This window comes from Pseudomonas sp. N40(2020), assembly GCF_014472415.1.
Classification (GTDB): domain Bacteria; phylum Pseudomonadota; class Gammaproteobacteria; order Pseudomonadales; family Pseudomonadaceae; genus Aquipseudomonas.
In genome coordinates, this window is the sequence record NZ_JACSZV010000025.1 from 79,421 (window position 1) to 94,166 (window position 14,746).

The 14,746-nt window shown below is 59.4% G+C and carries 12 protein-coding genes; 5 read left to right on the top strand and 7 right to left on the bottom strand.

Annotation, left to right across the window (positions count from 1 at the left end; translation table 11 throughout):
• The first annotated feature begins 45 nt into the window (after nt 1–45).
• Nucleotides 46–2,991 carry an HD domain-containing phosphohydrolase gene (locus tag IAI51_RS17205; RefSeq protein WP_187679563.1) on the top strand — a complete coding sequence of 982 codons (2,946 nt, stop codon included), beginning with the start codon at nt 46–48 and terminating at the stop codon, nt 2,989–2,991.
• Here the strand turns inward: IAI51_RS17205 and IAI51_RS17210 are convergent, their stop codons facing one another.
• Together IAI51_RS17210 and IAI51_RS17215 are read right to left on the bottom strand one after the other, a co-directional pair.
• Nucleotides 2,992–3,474, bottom strand: a complete 483-nt coding sequence (locus tag IAI51_RS17210; RefSeq protein ID WP_187679564.1) for a GAF domain-containing protein — start codon at nt 3,472–3,474, stop codon at nt 2,992–2,994.
• Nucleotides 3,471–4,361, bottom strand: coding sequence for an ATP-binding protein (locus IAI51_RS17215; RefSeq protein ID WP_187679565.1), 891 nt, complete (start codon nt 4,359–4,361; stop codon nt 3,471–3,473). Before IAI51_RS17215 ends, IAI51_RS17210 begins: the two co-directional genes overlap by 4 nt.
• 166 nt (nt 4,362–4,527) lie before the next feature.
• Here IAI51_RS17215 and IAI51_RS17220 point away from each other — a divergent pair, with 166 nt between their 5' ends.
• The gene (locus IAI51_RS17220; protein WP_187679566.1) at nt 4,528–6,849 is read left to right on the top strand and encodes a response regulator; all 2,322 of its coding nucleotides are present in this window, start codon (nt 4,528–4,530) and stop codon (nt 6,847–6,849) included.
• Here IAI51_RS17220 and IAI51_RS17225 read toward each other — a convergent pair.
• From IAI51_RS17225 to msrB, 3 genes are all read right to left on the bottom strand, one after another.
• Nucleotides 6,833–7,294, bottom strand: a complete 462-nt coding sequence (locus IAI51_RS17225; protein ID WP_187679567.1) for a MarR family winged helix-turn-helix transcriptional regulator — start codon at nt 7,292–7,294, stop codon at nt 6,833–6,835. The two genes, IAI51_RS17220 and IAI51_RS17225, sit on opposite strands and share 17 nt — an antisense overlap.
• Nucleotides 7,291–7,776 carry a glutathione peroxidase gene (locus IAI51_RS17230; protein ID WP_187679568.1) on the bottom strand — a complete coding sequence of 162 codons (486 nt, stop codon included), beginning with the start codon at nt 7,774–7,776 and terminating at the stop codon, nt 7,291–7,293. Before IAI51_RS17230 ends, IAI51_RS17225 begins: the two co-directional genes overlap by 4 nt.
• A 102-nt stretch (nt 7,777–7,878) precedes the next feature.
• On the bottom strand, nt 7,879–8,274 hold the full coding sequence (gene msrB / locus IAI51_RS17235; protein WP_187679569.1) for a peptide-methionine (R)-S-oxide reductase MsrB: 396 nt from the start codon (nt 8,272–8,274) through the stop codon (nt 7,879–7,881).
• A 223-nt stretch (nt 8,275–8,497) separates the two neighbouring features.
• Here msrB and IAI51_RS17240 point away from each other — a divergent pair, with 223 nt between their 5' ends.
• Together IAI51_RS17240 and htpX are read left to right on the top strand one after the other, a co-directional pair.
• Nucleotides 8,498–9,709, top strand: a complete 1,212-nt coding sequence (locus IAI51_RS17240; protein ID WP_187679570.1) for a pyridoxal phosphate-dependent aminotransferase — start codon at nt 8,498–8,500, stop codon at nt 9,707–9,709.
• A gap of 304 nt (nt 9,710–10,013) precedes the next feature.
• On the top strand, nt 10,014–10,901 hold the full coding sequence (gene htpX, locus IAI51_RS17245; RefSeq protein ID WP_007908619.1) for a protease HtpX: 888 nt from the start codon (nt 10,014–10,016) through the stop codon (nt 10,899–10,901).
• Nucleotides 10,902–11,010: 109 nt separating this feature from the next.
• Here the strand turns inward: htpX and IAI51_RS17250 are convergent, their stop codons facing one another.
• Nucleotides 11,011–11,667, bottom strand: a complete 657-nt coding sequence (locus tag IAI51_RS17250; protein WP_187679571.1) for a thiopurine S-methyltransferase — start codon at nt 11,665–11,667, stop codon at nt 11,011–11,013.
• A 101-nt stretch (nt 11,668–11,768) separates the two neighbouring features.
• Here IAI51_RS17250 and IAI51_RS17255 point away from each other — a divergent pair, with 101 nt between their 5' ends.
• A complete protein-coding gene (locus tag IAI51_RS17255) occupies nt 11,769–12,536 on the top strand; it encodes a DODA-type extradiol aromatic ring-opening family dioxygenase (protein ID WP_187679572.1) in 768 nt (255 codons plus the stop codon).
• 129 nt (nt 12,537–12,665) lie between these two features.
• Here IAI51_RS17255 and IAI51_RS17260 read toward each other — a convergent pair whose 3' ends face one another.
• Nucleotides 12,666–14,339 (bottom strand): DEAD/DEAH box helicase, encoded by a 1,674-nt coding sequence (locus IAI51_RS17260; protein WP_008088238.1) that lies wholly within the window; start codon nt 14,337–14,339, stop codon nt 12,666–12,668.
• Nucleotides 14,340–14,746 lie beyond the last annotated feature (407 nt).

A 14,746-nucleotide genomic window follows, 5' to 3' on the forward strand; every position in this document is an offset into this window, starting at 1 on the left:
ATGCTTGGCGCTGAGCAGTGAGTTAACCATCATGGAGAACCCGAAATGCCCAGCCCACTGCACCCGGAGCAACGCCGGTTTCCGCTGCACGTACACATCAGTGTCATGTTCACGTTTCTCCTGTTGCTCACAGGCGTGGTGCTGGGGCTGTTCAACTATCGCCAGACGACGCAGATCATCCTGTCGAGTAGCGAGAAGCTGTTCGATCGGATCGAGCAGGAAGTGCGCCTGGACATGTCTGCCACCTATCAGCCGATCCGTCACCTGCTGAGCCTGCTGGCGGACAATCCCGCTACCCGGGCTTCGGGGCTTGAACAACGATTGCCGCTGCTCAGGCCGTTCAGCCAGTCCCTCACGGACAACCCGAACCTCGCTTCGCTGTATCTGGGTTATGCCAACGGCGATTTCTTCATGGTGCGCCCGCTACGCAACGCGGCCCTGAAAACACTGCTCAGCGCCCCCGAAACGGCGGCGTATCAGGTCTGGAGCATCGAGCATGACCCGCGCGGCGAAGTGCACTCGCAGTCACTGTTCTTCGATCAGGCATTGACGCCGATCAGCCGGCAGGACAATCCCCGGGATCCCTACGATCCGCGCGACCGCGCCTGGTACATCAATGCCCGCCAGCAAACCGAACAAATCACCACAGAGCCCTACGTCTTTTTCTCAACCCACAACGTCGGCACTACGCTGGCCCGACGCAGTGGCGAAAACGCGGTCATTGGCGCCGATCTGACGCTGGTAGCCCTGTCTGCCACCTTGCGTAAACATGTCGTCACACCGTCCACCGAAATCGCCCTGTTCGATTCCGACGGCAACGCCGTGGCCTACCCCGACAGTAGCCGACTTATCGTCAATGACAGCACCGCACACCTGGCCAAAGTGGCTGACTTGAGTCCGAGCCTCAATAGGCTGCTGTCCGCTGAGCACATCGGCAATCGTCTGAATGCCGATGGCCGGCAATGGATTGTTGCCCGCAGCAGCATTCAGGAAGGCGGTCCGAAAGGTTTGCAGCTGGCGTTGCTAGTGCCGGAAGACGAATTGCTGGCCGATGCCTATCACATGCGCTGGCAAGGTGCGCTGATCACCCTCGCCACCTTGCTGCTTTGCCTGCCATTGGGCTGGCTGATCTCACGAATTCTGGTCAAGCCCTTGCACGCGCTGGTCAAGGAAGCCGATGCGATTCGCAGTTTCGACTTCAATTTTCCGCTGGCTCGACGCTCGCCGGTGCTGGAAGTCGACCAGTTGAGCGTGTCGATGGCGCGGATGAAAGACACCTTGGCGAGCTTCTTCCGGATCACCGACAGCCTGTGCGCCGAAACCCGATTCGCACCGCTGCTGCAACGGGTGCTGTTTGAAACGGTGCAGATCGCCCAGGCTCAGGCTGGGCTGATTTATCTGCGTGAACACGACGGCAGTCGCATGGAGCCTTACGGTCTGGTAATCGATGGCGCGCCACAAGCACTGGAGGCGTTCGACATTCAGGGCCACGACCTGCAAGAGCGCGCGGGTCCGGCGTGGTTTGAACAACTGGTCAGCGCCGACAACGTGGTGAGCAACTTCGGTTTCGAAAACGCAGGGGATTTGCAGAAAGTGCTGCTGGCAATGGCAGCGCCGAGGATCCATCTCATAGGTATCCGTCTGCGCAACCGCCACAACGAAACCATCGGCCTTTTGATCCTGTTGATCAACGACAGCGGCACCCCGGCTGATCTGGAAAAACTGCGCCCCGACCGTATCGCCTTCTTGCAAGCGGTGTCCGGCGCTGCGGCGGTGAGCATCGAGAGCCAGCGCCTGCAAGCCAGACAGAAGCAATTGCTCGATGCCTTCATTCAGTTGCTCGCCGGGGCCATCGACGCCAAGAGCCCGTATACCGGCGGACATTGCCAACGCGTACCGGAACTGACGCTGATGCTCGCTCAAGCCGCGGCAGCGAGTCAGGCGCCCGCCTTCAGCACTTATCAGCCCAGCGAGGACGAATGGGAAGCCTTGCACATTGCCGCTTGGCTGCACGACTGCGGCAAGGTCACGACGCCGGAATACGTAGTCGACAAAGCCACCAAACTGGAAACCATCAACGATCGCATCCACGAGATCCGAACCCGTTTCGAAGTGCTCAAGCGCGATGCCTGGATCAATTACTGGCAGGCGCTGGCCCTGGGTGGAGACGAAGCGACGCTGGCCGAAATGCGCGAGCAGACCTTGTGCGCACTGGACGCAGACTTTGCCTTTGTCGCCCGTTGCAACCTGGGCAGCGAAGCGATGGCCGAGGCAGATTTGCAACGTCTGAAGGATCTGTCCCAACGCACCTGGCTGCGCACGCTGGACGACCGCCTGGGCGTGTCGTGGGAAGAAAACAAGCGTCAGGCCCGAACCCCTGCGCCAAACTTGCCGGTCAGTGAAAAGCTGCTGGCGGACAAGCCAGAACATTTGCTCGATCGCGATAAAAACGAGTTGATCCCTGAAGACAATCCGTGGGGCTTCAAGCTGGATGTGCCGCGCCACAAATACAATCGCGGCGAGTTATACAACCTGAGCATCGCCCGCGGCACACTGACCCGCGAAGAGCGCTACATCATCAATCACCACATGGTGCAGACGATCATGATGCTCAGTCACCTGCCCTTCCCCGGCCACCTCGACAGCATTGCCGAAATCGCTGGTGGGCATCATGAAAAAATGGACGGCACCGGCTACCCCAAACGCCTGAAGCGCGAAGAAATGAGCCTGCCGGCACGGATGATGGCGATCGCCGATATTTTTGAGGCGCTGACCGCTGCCGATCGCCCGTACAAGAAAGCCAAGTCATTGAGCGAGGCATTGGGAATCATGGCGACCATGTGCCGCGAGGCGCACATCGATGCGCAGTTGTTTGGATTGTTCATCAACGACGGCGTGTATATGCAGTACGCCGAGCGCTTTCTCGATCCTCGGCAGATCGATGCCGTGGACACGGCCAGCCTGTTGCACAAGGCTGGCCTTGGCGCGTGATCAGCAGTCGGTCAGACGCAGGAAAATCGCCGCCAGTTGCTCGATTCCTGCCTGGTCCTGTGCACCGAAACGGGCGAGCTTCGGGCTGTCGAGATCGAGCACGCCGATCAGGCGACCCTCTTTGACCAACGGCACCACCAGCTCACTGTTCGAGGCGCTGTCGCAGGCGATATGGCCGGGAAACGCATGCACATCTTCAACCCGCTGCGTCTGCAGGCTGGCCGCCGCCGCGCCACATACGCCGCGCCCAAACGGAATGCGTACGCAAGCGATCTGGCCCTGGAACGGGCCGAGTACCAGCTCTTCGTTGCGATTGAGGTAAAAACCGGCCCAGTTCAGGTCATCGAGCTGGTTGAACAGGAATGCCGAGAACTGCGCGGCGTTGGCGATAAAATCGCGCTCGTCCGCCAGCAGCGATTCCAGTTGTGCAGCCAACATGCCATAGCCTTCGAGGCCCTGGCCGCTTTGTTGCAAATCAATCATGGCTTGTGCTCCAACAATTTCAGTCCCACCCAGTAACGGGCGAATTGGTATGCGCAACGTCCGTTGCGATTACCGCGGCCGGTGGCCCAACGCACGGCGAGGATGTCCAGCTCTTCGTCGCGCTGCCAGCTCAGACCAGCCTTGGCGGCCAGTTGGCCGATCCAGTGTTCGACGACGTTGAGGAAGTGTTCTTGAGTAAACGGATAAAACGACAACCAAAGACCAAAACGGTCCGACAGCGCGATCTTGTCTTCCACCGCTTCGCTGGGGTGCAGTTCGCCGTCAACGCGTTTCCAGTTTTCGTTGTCGCTTTCCTTCTCCGGCACCAGGTGGCGACGGTTGGAAGTGGCATACAGCAAGACGTTGTCCGGCGCCTGTTCCAGCGAGCCGTCGAGCACGCTTTTGAGCACGCGGTAATCGCCCTCACCGGATTCGAACGACAAGTCATCGCAAAACAACACAAAACGTTGCGGCAGTTTGCCGATCTGCTCGACCACCCGCGGCAAGTCGGCCAGATGGTCGCGCTCGATCTCGATCAAACGCAGGCCCGCCTCGGCGTGTTCAGCGAGCAACGCCCGTACCAGCGAGGACTTTCCGGTCCCGCGCGAGCCCCAGAGCAGCGCATGGTTGGCCGGCATGCCATCAAGAAATTGCTGGGTATTGCGCCCCAGTTGCTCCAGTTGCCGGTCAACACCGATCAGGTCGGACAAACGCATATCAAGGCTGACTTCCAGCGGCAGCAAATATCCGCTGCGGCCGTCACGCTGCCAGCGCGCGGCCAGGCAAGTGCCCCATTCGATCACCGGGCGCGGCACCGGCAACAACGGTTCGATCCGCGCCAGAACCGACTCGGCACGTTCAAGAAAAGCATTCAATCGGGAATCCACATCTTCTCCTCGGGCACGTTCACAGTGATGATGGCGATCCAGCGACGACTCGCGGATCAAAATTCCCGCCCCGTGCCTTGTTACAAGGCGATTCGGGAACCTCGGTATCGATACATGATCGACTATGCTTGAGCAGCGAAGGGAAACGGAAGTGGTTCAACACCCCATGGATATCAAATTCACCCACCGGCTGTCGTACAAACAAGCCAGGCTTACTGTGCTGGTCGGGTTCATTCTGGGCACGCTGCTCAGCCTGCTGCAAATCGGCATCGATTATGCCAGCGAAGACGCCTCCATCAACCGTGAAATCCTGTCTTTGCTGGAAATCAGCCACAACCCGGCATCACGTATCGCCTACAACATCGATGCCGAACTGGCTCAGGAACTCACCCTGGGCCTGTTGCGTTCACCGGCAATCATTTCGGCGCAGTTGACCGACAACAACAATACCGTGCTGGCCAGCGTCAAACGCCCTGAGCTGCAAAGCAGCTATCGAATGATCAGCGACTTCCTGTTCGGTGCCAAACGCCAGTTCGAAGATCGCCTGTATCTGGACCATCTACCCAACGAATCGCTGGGTGTCTTGAGCCTGGAAGTGGATACCTATGCCTTCGGCAGCCGCTTCCTGCGCCGGGCCGAGATCACCCTGCTCAACGGGTTCGCCCGCAGCCTGATCCTGACCGGGCTCCTGTTGGCGCTGTTCTACGTGATGCTCACCAAACCGCTGGTGCGGGTGATCCGCGAACTCAGCGGGCGCGATCCGCGCAGCGCCGAAGCGACCACGCTGGAGTGTCCGGCCGGACACGCCAACGATGAAATCGGCGTGCTGGTCAAAGTCGCCAATCAGCAATTCGAGAACATCGCCACCGAGATCCAGCAGCGGCGCAACGCGGAAAACCGTCTGACCGACTACCTCGGCCAACTGGAAACCATCGTCTCGGCGCGAACCGCCGAACTCAAGGCCATCAACGCGCGGCTCAGCCAGTCCAATGAGGAACTCGAAGTCGCCCGCAGCACGGCACTGGAAATGGCCGAAGCCCGCTCGGCGTTCCTCGCCAACATGAGCCATGAGATCCGCACGCCGCTCAACGGACTGTTGGGGATGATCGCGTTGTCGCTCGACGGGCCACTGAACGCCGAGCAGCAGCAACAACTGTCGATCGCCCACGACTCGGGAAAAGTGCTGGTGGAGTTGCTCAACGATATTCTCGACCTGTCGAAGTTCGATGCCGGGCAACTGGAGCTTGAACACATTCCGTTCGATCTCGGCTCATTGATCGAAGACACCGCCAACCTGCTCTCGCAAAACGCGGCGCCGAGCGTCGAGCTGACCTGCCTGATCGATCCGCACTTTCCGGCGCTGGTGCTGGGCGACCCGACCCGGGTCCGACAGATCGTCAGCAACCTGCTGTCCAACGCGCTGAAATTCACTCGCTTCGGACGGGTCGATGTGCGTTTGTCGGCCTACCAGGACGGCGTGCGCATCGAAGTCTGCGACACCGGTATCGGTATCGCCCAGGAAGCCCAGGTAAAAATCTTCCAGCCGTTCACTCAGGCGGGCGCCGGTATCACCCGCCAATACGGCGGCACCGGGCTGGGTCTGGCACTGACTTATAACCTTTGCGAAGCGATGCAGGGGCGCCTGACCATCAGCTCCGAGACTGGCTTCGGCAGTCAGTTCTGCGCCGAGCTGCCACTGCCCTGCCATACCCGCACGCTGGCTCCGGCGCCTCTGCAGGGCAAAGTCCTCGCCATCACCCCGGCCAGCAGTGGCCTGGCCGAGTTGTTAAGAAGCTTGCTGCCGGTCTGGGGGCTTGAGTATGAGCAACGCACCCTCGACGACTCACTGTTGGGCGTGACGCCGGACGTGGTGATTACCGACTGTCCGGAGTGTCTGTTCGGGCTGCGTCCTACACTCGGCGCGCCCATTCTGCTGGTAACGGCCTATGGCAGTTTTCTGCCCAGCGAAGAGGCGGCAGCCCTCGCCCCACTGCAACAGCAGGCACGACCGCTGGCGCGTAACGCGCTCTACCAGAACCTGCGACGGACCCTGCAACCGGACGTCGCCACTATCAGCGACGCACAGCTGGAAACTTTGCCATCCATACGACGCGGTCGGGTGCTGCTGGTAGAAGACAACCCGGTCAATCAACTGGTCGCCAAAGGCATGCTCGGCAAACTCGGCTGTGATGTCATCGTCGCCGCTCATGGCGCCGAAGCACTGGATCAGTTGGAATATCACACCTTCGATCTGGTGTTGATGGACTGCAACATGCCGGTCATGGACGGCTACGAGGCGAGCCGGCAGATCCGCCAGAGCGGACGATGGCCGGACTTGCCAATCGTTGCCCTGACGGCCAATGCCATGTCTGAAGAACGCGAACGCTGCCGGGCTGCGGGCATGAGCGACTATCTGGCCAAGCCGTTTCGCCGAGAAGAACTGGCGGCGCTGCTGGATCAGTGGATCCCGACTACGACAGCGCCTTGATCTGCCCCAGTAACTGATCGAGACCGTCGCGCAATGTGTTGAGTCGATCCAGATCGACCCCGCTGTCGCACAGCAGGCGGGCCTTGAGTGGCCCGACCTGCTCGCGCAGCAATTGCCCTTCTGGCGTCAGACTCAAATGCACTTCACGCTCATCGCGCGCCGAGCGCTGACGCTGAACCAGTTGCAAATGCTCCAGACGCTTGAGCAATGGCGTCAGCGTTCCGGAATCCAGCGTCAGACGCTCACCCAAAGCCTTGACGGTCGGTTGCTCCGGCCCGCACTCCTGCCATTCCCACAACACCAGCATCGCCAGATATTGCGGATACGTCAGGCCAAGCTGATCAAGCATCGGCTTATAGCCGCGAATCACCGCCCGGGACGCGGCATACAACTTGAAGCACAACTGACTGTCGAGCTTCAGCGAATCAACGGGCAGGTTGTTCATTTGAGCAGGGCTTCGATCTCGCGACTCAGATCCTGCGGCTTGGTGGCCGGGGCGAAGCGCTTGACCAACTGGCCGTCCTTGCCGATCAGAAATTTGGTGAAGTTCCACTTGATGCCTTGCGAGCCCAGTACGCCGGGAGCGCGCTTCTTCAATTGCACAAACAGCGGATGGGCTCCGGCGCCATTGACTTCGATCTTCTTGAACAGCGGGAAGCTGACACCGAAATTCAATTCGCAGAACTCGCTGATCGCACCCTCGTTGCCCGGCTCCTGTTTGCCGAACTGGTTGCACGGAAAGCCCAGCACCACCAGGCCTTGATCCTTGTAGGTCTGCCACAACGCTTCCAGACCTTTGTATTGCGGAGTGAAACCGCACTTGCTCGCGGTATTGACCACCAGCACGGCTTTGCCGGCGAAATCGGCCAGGGTCTTTTGCTCACCCTTGATGGTGGTGCACGGGATATTCAGCAAGTTGTCGCTCATGAGACGGGCTCCTCAGATCATCGGGAAAGACCAAACATAGCGAGCAATTAAATTGCGTGCAATTTAACTATCAGAAAGGCGACCCTCGGGCCACCCGATCACCTACTCGCGGGGCACCAGATCCAAGCACACCGAGTTGATGCAGTAACGCAAACCGGTCGGTGGCGGGCCATCCGGGAACACGTGCCCCAGGTGCGCGTCACAACGGGCGCATTTGACTTCGGTACGAATCATGCCGTGGCTGATGTCGCGAATCTCGGTCATGGCGCTTTCACCGATCGGCGCGTAAAAGCTCGGCCAGCCGCAGCCGGAATCGAATTTGGTATTGGAATCGAACAGCGCCTCGTTGCAGCACACGCAGTGGTAAACACCAGCGGTTTTGGTGGCATTGTATTTGCCGGAGAACGGTCGCTCGGTCGCACTGAGGCGACAAACCTCGTACTGCTGCGGATCGAGCATGGCTTTCCACTCTTCCAGGGTTTTTTCCAACTTTTCCATCATCACACCTCAGCGGCTGAAAAAGCCCGATCTGTACCTTTTCCACGGATCGGGCGGCACGTATGATTGCGCCTCGTCACGCGCCAGTCTGGCAGCCAGACCGGGCGCATTCAAACGGATTCTCGGAGCCACGGCTCAGACGTCCGCCTGTGTGAAGACGCAGGAATCCCAGTACGGTTGTCCATCCGCCGCCTGGATCGTTCATTTTCGGGATCACATCGCCATGCAGTTCAGCAAATCGAACAAGCTCGCCAACGTCTGCTACGACATTCGCGGCCCGGTGCTAAAGCACGCCAAACGTCTGGAGGAGGAAGGCCAGCGCATCCTCAAGCTGAACATCGGCAACCCGGCGCCGTTTGGTTTCGAAGCGCCGGACGAAATCCTTCAGGATGTGATCCGCAACCTGCCGACCGCGCAAGGCTACAGCGACTCCAAAGGTCTGTTCAGCGCGCGCAAGGCCGTGATGCAGTACTACCAGCAAAAGCAGGTGGAAGGTGTCGGTATCGAAGACATCTACCTGGGCAACGGCGTGTCCGAGCTGATCGTGATGTCCTTGCAGGCACTGCTCAACAACGGTGACGAAGTGCTGGTGCCAGCGCCGGATTACCCGCTATGGACCGCCGCCGTCAGTCTGGCCGGCGGCAACGCCGTGCATTACCTGTGCGACGAAGGCGCCGACTGGTTCCCGGACCTGGCCGACATCAAGGCCAAGATCACCCCGAACACCAAGGCCATGGTGATCATCAACCCGAACAACCCGACTGGCGCGGTGTATTCAAAAGAAGTGTTGCTGGGCATGCTCGAGCTGGCCCGTCAGCACAATCTGGTGGTGTTCTCCGACGAAATCTACGACAAGATTCTGTACGACGACGCCGTGCACATCTGCACCGCTTCGCTGGCTCCGGACCTGCTGTGCCTGACCTTCAACGGTCTTTCCAAATCCTATCGCGTGGCCGGTTTCCGCTCCGGCTGGATCGCGATTTCCGGGCCGAAGCACAATGCCCAGAGCTACATCGAAGGCATCGACATGCTGGCCAACATGCGCCTGTGCGCCAACGTGCCGAGCCAGCATGCCATTCAGACCGCACTGGGCGGCTATCAGAGCATCAACGATCTGGTGTTGCCGCAGGGTCGCCTGCTGGAGCAGCGCAACCGCACCTGGGAGCTGCTCAACGACATTCCCGGCGTGAGCTGCGTCAAGCCAATGGGTGCGCTGTACGCCTTCCCACGGATCGACCCGAAGGTCTGTCCGATCCACAACGACGAAAAATTCGTCCTCGACCTGCTGCTCTCCGAAAAGCTGCTGGTGGTGCAAGGTACAGCGTTCAACTGGCCGTGGCCGGATCACTTCCGCGTCGTCACACTGCCCCGCGTCGATGATCTGGAAATGGCGATTGGCCGTATCGGCAGCTTTCTCAAGTCATACCGCCAGTAACTGGCCAGCAGTGCGCAACGACCCAAACGTTGCGCACTGTCTGATTCAGCAACACTTCTGCATTACCCACATCCACATGCCTTCTACACTTGCGTTTCGTACCGGTTACCTGCGTCTGACGCAATGGCGACGGGTCGCGACTGCCCGTCGTCCGTGTCGGTGTCTGTCGTGGGAAACAGGTCGCGCGCCGAGGAAACTGCTGTAGGACACAGTTTGAAATAGTCACCCAGTTGAATAGCCGGGTGCCGCACCTTATATACCCCGCAGTACGCTACATCTTTAGCTTGAGGAGATTTCTACAACCATGATGCGCATCCTGCTGTTTTTGGCCACTAACCTGGCGGTCGTGCTGATAGCCAGCATCACCCTGAGCCTTTTCGGCTTCAACGGGTTCATGGCGGCCAACGGGGTTGATCTCGACCTTAGTCAGCTGCTGGTTTTCTGTGCGGTCTTTGGTTTCGCCGGCTCGCTGTTCTCGCTATTCATCTCCAAGTGGATGGCGAAGATGAGCACCGGTACCCAGATCATCAGCCAGCCACGTACCCGGCATGAGCAATGGCTGCTGCAAACCGTTGAGCAATTGTCCCGCGAAGCCGGGATCAAGATGCCCGAAGTCGGTATTTTCCCGGCCTACGAAGCGAACGCGTTCGCCACGGGCTGGAACAAGAACGACGCATTGGTCGCAGTCAGCCAGGGCCTGCTCGAACGGTTTTCGCCCGATGAAGTGAAAGCCGTGCTGGCCCACGAAATCGGCCACGTCGCCAACGGTGACATGGTCACCCTGGCGCTGATCCAGGGCGTGGTGAACACCTTCGTGATGTTTTTCGCGCGGATCATCGGCAACTTCGTCGACAAGGTGATCTTCAAGAACGAAGAAGGCCAGGGCATTGCTTACTACGTGGCAACCATCTTCGCCGAGCTGGTACTGGGTATTCTGGCCAGCGCGATCGTCATGTGGTTCTCGCGCAAACGCGAATTCCGCGCAGACGAAGCCGGTGCGCGTCTGGCTGGCACCAGCGCAATGATCGGCGCCCTGCAACGCCTGCGCGCCGAGCAGGGTCTGCCGGTGCACATGCCGGACACCCTGAACGCCTTTGGCATCAACGGTGGCATCAAACAGGGCTTCGCCCGCATGTTCATGAGCCACCCGCCGCTGGAAGAGCGTATCGACGCATTGCGTCGTCGCGGTTGATCAGACTGGCGTAAAAACAAGAAGGCCCGCAGTGATGCGGGCCTTTTTTTACTTAGAGTAATGGGTTGTTCCCACTTGCCAGCGATGAGGCCGGAACAGCCAACACAAACTAACGAGGCGAAATACGGTAAACCCGCTCCTCCAGCCGAGTCACCCCGGCCTGCAGAAACTTCCCGCTCTCACTCAGCACATCCTGCTCTTCCAGCACCCGCACCTGCCAAGCATCGCCCAGCAAGCGCTGCACCTCATCATCCACCACTGCAAACGGCGGCCCGGGCATCTGCGCCTGATCGTAATCCAGCGTAATCAGCAACCCTTGCACTCCCTGCGGCAGGATCTGCTGAAGATGCGCCACATAGCGCTCACGCATCGGCGGCGGCAGGGCTATCAGCGCTGCCCGGTCGTACAGCGCCGTGCAATCAGCCACATCCTCTGCCGTGAGCGTGAAGACATCACCGCACCACAATTCAATGGAGTCGGCGCGATAGACCTTGAACCCGTCTTTCTCGCTAACCTGCGGCTGTACATGTTGCTCACTGAAAAAGGCCTCAATGGCCTTTTCCGACAACTCAATCCCGAGCACCTGATGGCCACGCCCAGCTAACCACAGCAAATCCAGACTTTTCCCACACAACGGAACCAACACCCGCGCCTGCGCAGGAATCGGGAGGTCCGGCCAGTGCCGCTGTAGATGCGGGTTCACTTCAGGCAAATGAAAGCCGATTTGGTCCGAAGCCCACTTCTTGTGCCAAAACTCAGGCTGCATGAATCCCCCTAAAAATTCGATCAAAAAGCGTTAAAACTTATATTAGATTTAGATCAATGATGTGACTGATGATGAGCCATCTTAACGCTCAGGAACCCATCATGTTTCCCAGCCTGTTTATTTCCCATGGTTCACCCATGCTTGCGCTGGAGCCCGGCGCGAGTGGCCCGGCGCTAGCCCGACTGGCCGCCGAACTGCCCCGACCTAAAGCTATCGTGATCGTCTCCGCACACTGGGAGAGCCACGAATTGCTGGTCAGCAGCCATCCGCAGCCCGAGACCTGGCATGACTTCGGCGGCTTCCCTCGGGCGTTGTTTGAAGTGCAGTACCCGGCGCCGGGCAATCCGCAATTGGCTGCCGAAGTCGCCGAGTTGCTGAGCGCCAACGACCTGCCGGCACGCCTCGATCCGCAACGGCCGTTCGACCACGGCGTGTGGGTGCCGCTGTCGCTGATGTACCCGCAAGCTGACATTCCGGTGGTGCAGGTTTCGCTGCCGAGTCGCGGCGGTCCAGCGCTGCAAACCCGTGTTGGTCGTGCGTTGGCAGGCTTGCGTGAACAAGGGATTTTGTTGATCGGCTCGGGCAGCATCACCCACAACCTGCGCGAGCTGGACTGGCATGCCGGTCCGGAAAGCGTGGAGCCGTGGGCAAAAGACTTCCGTGACTGGGTGATCGAAAAGCTTGCGACCGATGATGAAGCGGCGCTGCATGACTACCGCCAGCAGGCACCGAACGCGGTGCGCAGCCATCCGAGTGATGAGCATTTGTTGCCGTTGTACTTTGCCCGGGGTGCCGGGGGTGAATTCAGTGTGGCGCACAAGGGGTTCACCATGGGTGCGCTGGGTATGGATATTTATCGTTTCGGTTAAAAGGCAAAATCAAAAGATCGCTGCCTTCGGCAGCTCCTGCTCTGCGATCATTTGATCTTTCAAACAGGCAAAAAAATCCCCGAACCAGTCGGGGATTTTTTATGTTCGATCAATCAGCCCAAGGGCGGATCAATCTTCGCGATAGCGACGCAGTTTCAGCTGCTTACCGGCAACGCGAGTGTCCTTCAGCTTGGTCAGGAGTTTGTCCAGACCATCTTCCGGCAGCTCAACGAGGCTGAAGCTGTCACGCACCTGAATGCGACCGATCGCTTCACGGGCCAGACCACCTTCGTTGAGGATGGCGCCCAGCAGGTTCTTGGCGGCGATACCGTCACGCGCACCCAGCGCGGTACGGCAACGAGCACGGCCTTCGCCCAAAGGCATTGGCGCACGACGCTCGCGATCACCACGATCCGGACGATCACCGGTACGCTCAGGACGGTCGCCACGCGGTGCGTTGTTCGGCACCAGTGGACGTTCCTTCTCGATTGCAGCCAGGTTCAGCGCTTGACCGTTAGTGGCCTTGCGCAGCAGAGCAGCAGCCAGAGCACGCGGGGTGCAGCCGATGTCAGCGGTCAGACGATCGAGCAGTTCACCGTGAGTCGATTCGGCATCAGCGACCAGCGGCGACAGGCTGTTGGTCAGTTTCTTGATGCGCGCATCGAGAACAGCCTGAGCGTCCGGCAGACGAACTTCAGCCACTTTCTGACCGGTTACACGCTCGATCACTTGCAGCATGCGGCGCTCACGCGGAGTGACCAGCAGCAGCGCACGACCTTCGCGACCGGCACGGCCGGTACGGCCGATACGGTGAACGTAGGATTCCGGATCGTACGGCATGTCCACGTTGAAAACGTGGGTGATGCGCGGAACGTCCAGACCACGAGCAGCAACGTCGGTCGCAACAACGATGTCCAGACGGCCATCCTTGAGCGAGTCGATCACGCGCTCACGCTGGTTCTGAGCGATGTCACCGTTCAGCGCAGCGGCTTTGTAGCCTTTGGCGTCCAGGGCACTGGCCAGATCCAGGGTCGCTTGCTTGGTGCGCACGAACATGATCAGAGCGTCGAAGTCTTCCACTTCCAGCAAGCTGAGAACGGCCGAAGTCTTCTGGTCAGCGTGAACCAACAGGTGAGCCTGTTCGATCGCGGTAACGGTCTGGGTCTTGGTCTGGATCTTGACGTGTTGCGGATCGCGCAGGTGGCGTTCGGCAATGGCGCGGATCGACTGCGGCAGGGTAGCCGAGAACAGAACGGTCTGACGGGTCGCTGGCAGAGCCTTGAAGATGACTTCCAGGTCATCCATGAAGCCCAGCTTCAACATTTCGTCAGCTTCGTCGAGGACCAGGTGGTTCACGGTCGACAGCACTTTCTCGTCGCGACGCAGGTGGTCACACAGACGACCCGGGGTAGCGACAACGATCTGCGCGCCATTACGGATTGCTTTCAGTTGCGGGCCCATCGGCGCGCCGCCGTAAACGGCCACAACGGTGACGCCTGGCATTTGCTTGGCGTAGGTTTCAAAAGCGGTTGCTACTTGCAGCGCCAACTCTCGGGTTGGCGCCAGGATCAGGGCTTGCGGTTCGCGCTTGGCAGGATCGATGCGGTGCAGAATAGGCAGAGCGAACGCGGCGGTTTTACCGGTACCGGTTTGCGCCTGGCCAATCATGTCCTGGCCGGCCATGATGATCGGGATCGATTGCTGCTGAATCGCCGAAGGCTCTTCGTAGCCGGTCGCTGCGACGGCTGCAAGAATATTCGGGTTAAGATTAAAAGCGGCGAATCCGCCGGTTTCCTGGGTCATGGGTCTGCCTCTAAGTGCATCCGCAAAGACCCATGCTCCAAAGCTGCGCATGCCGTGTTGAGACTCAAGAGTCGCCCTGGCAGCTTTGTCGGCGGGGATTTGCGAAAACGTATGAATGAAAAAAAAGAATCGTCCGGGAAGAGCCCGCAATGCGGACGTGCAGCCGAAGCTGACTTCGGGGAATTGCGCTACCTAAACGCGGCCCGGTTAAAGGCCGGCGCGCACTATACCGGATTTAGCCCAAATAGGGAGCTTTTTTTATTGCCTGAATGCGTGTGTCACCGCTGTGTAACGGGGTTTTGCGGATAATCGTGCGAAGGTCTATTTTTCAAAGGCCCGGCCACGCAGGTGATGACGCTTAAACGATTCATCGATCTGCGGCATACCGTCGCTGCACCCGCCCTTCC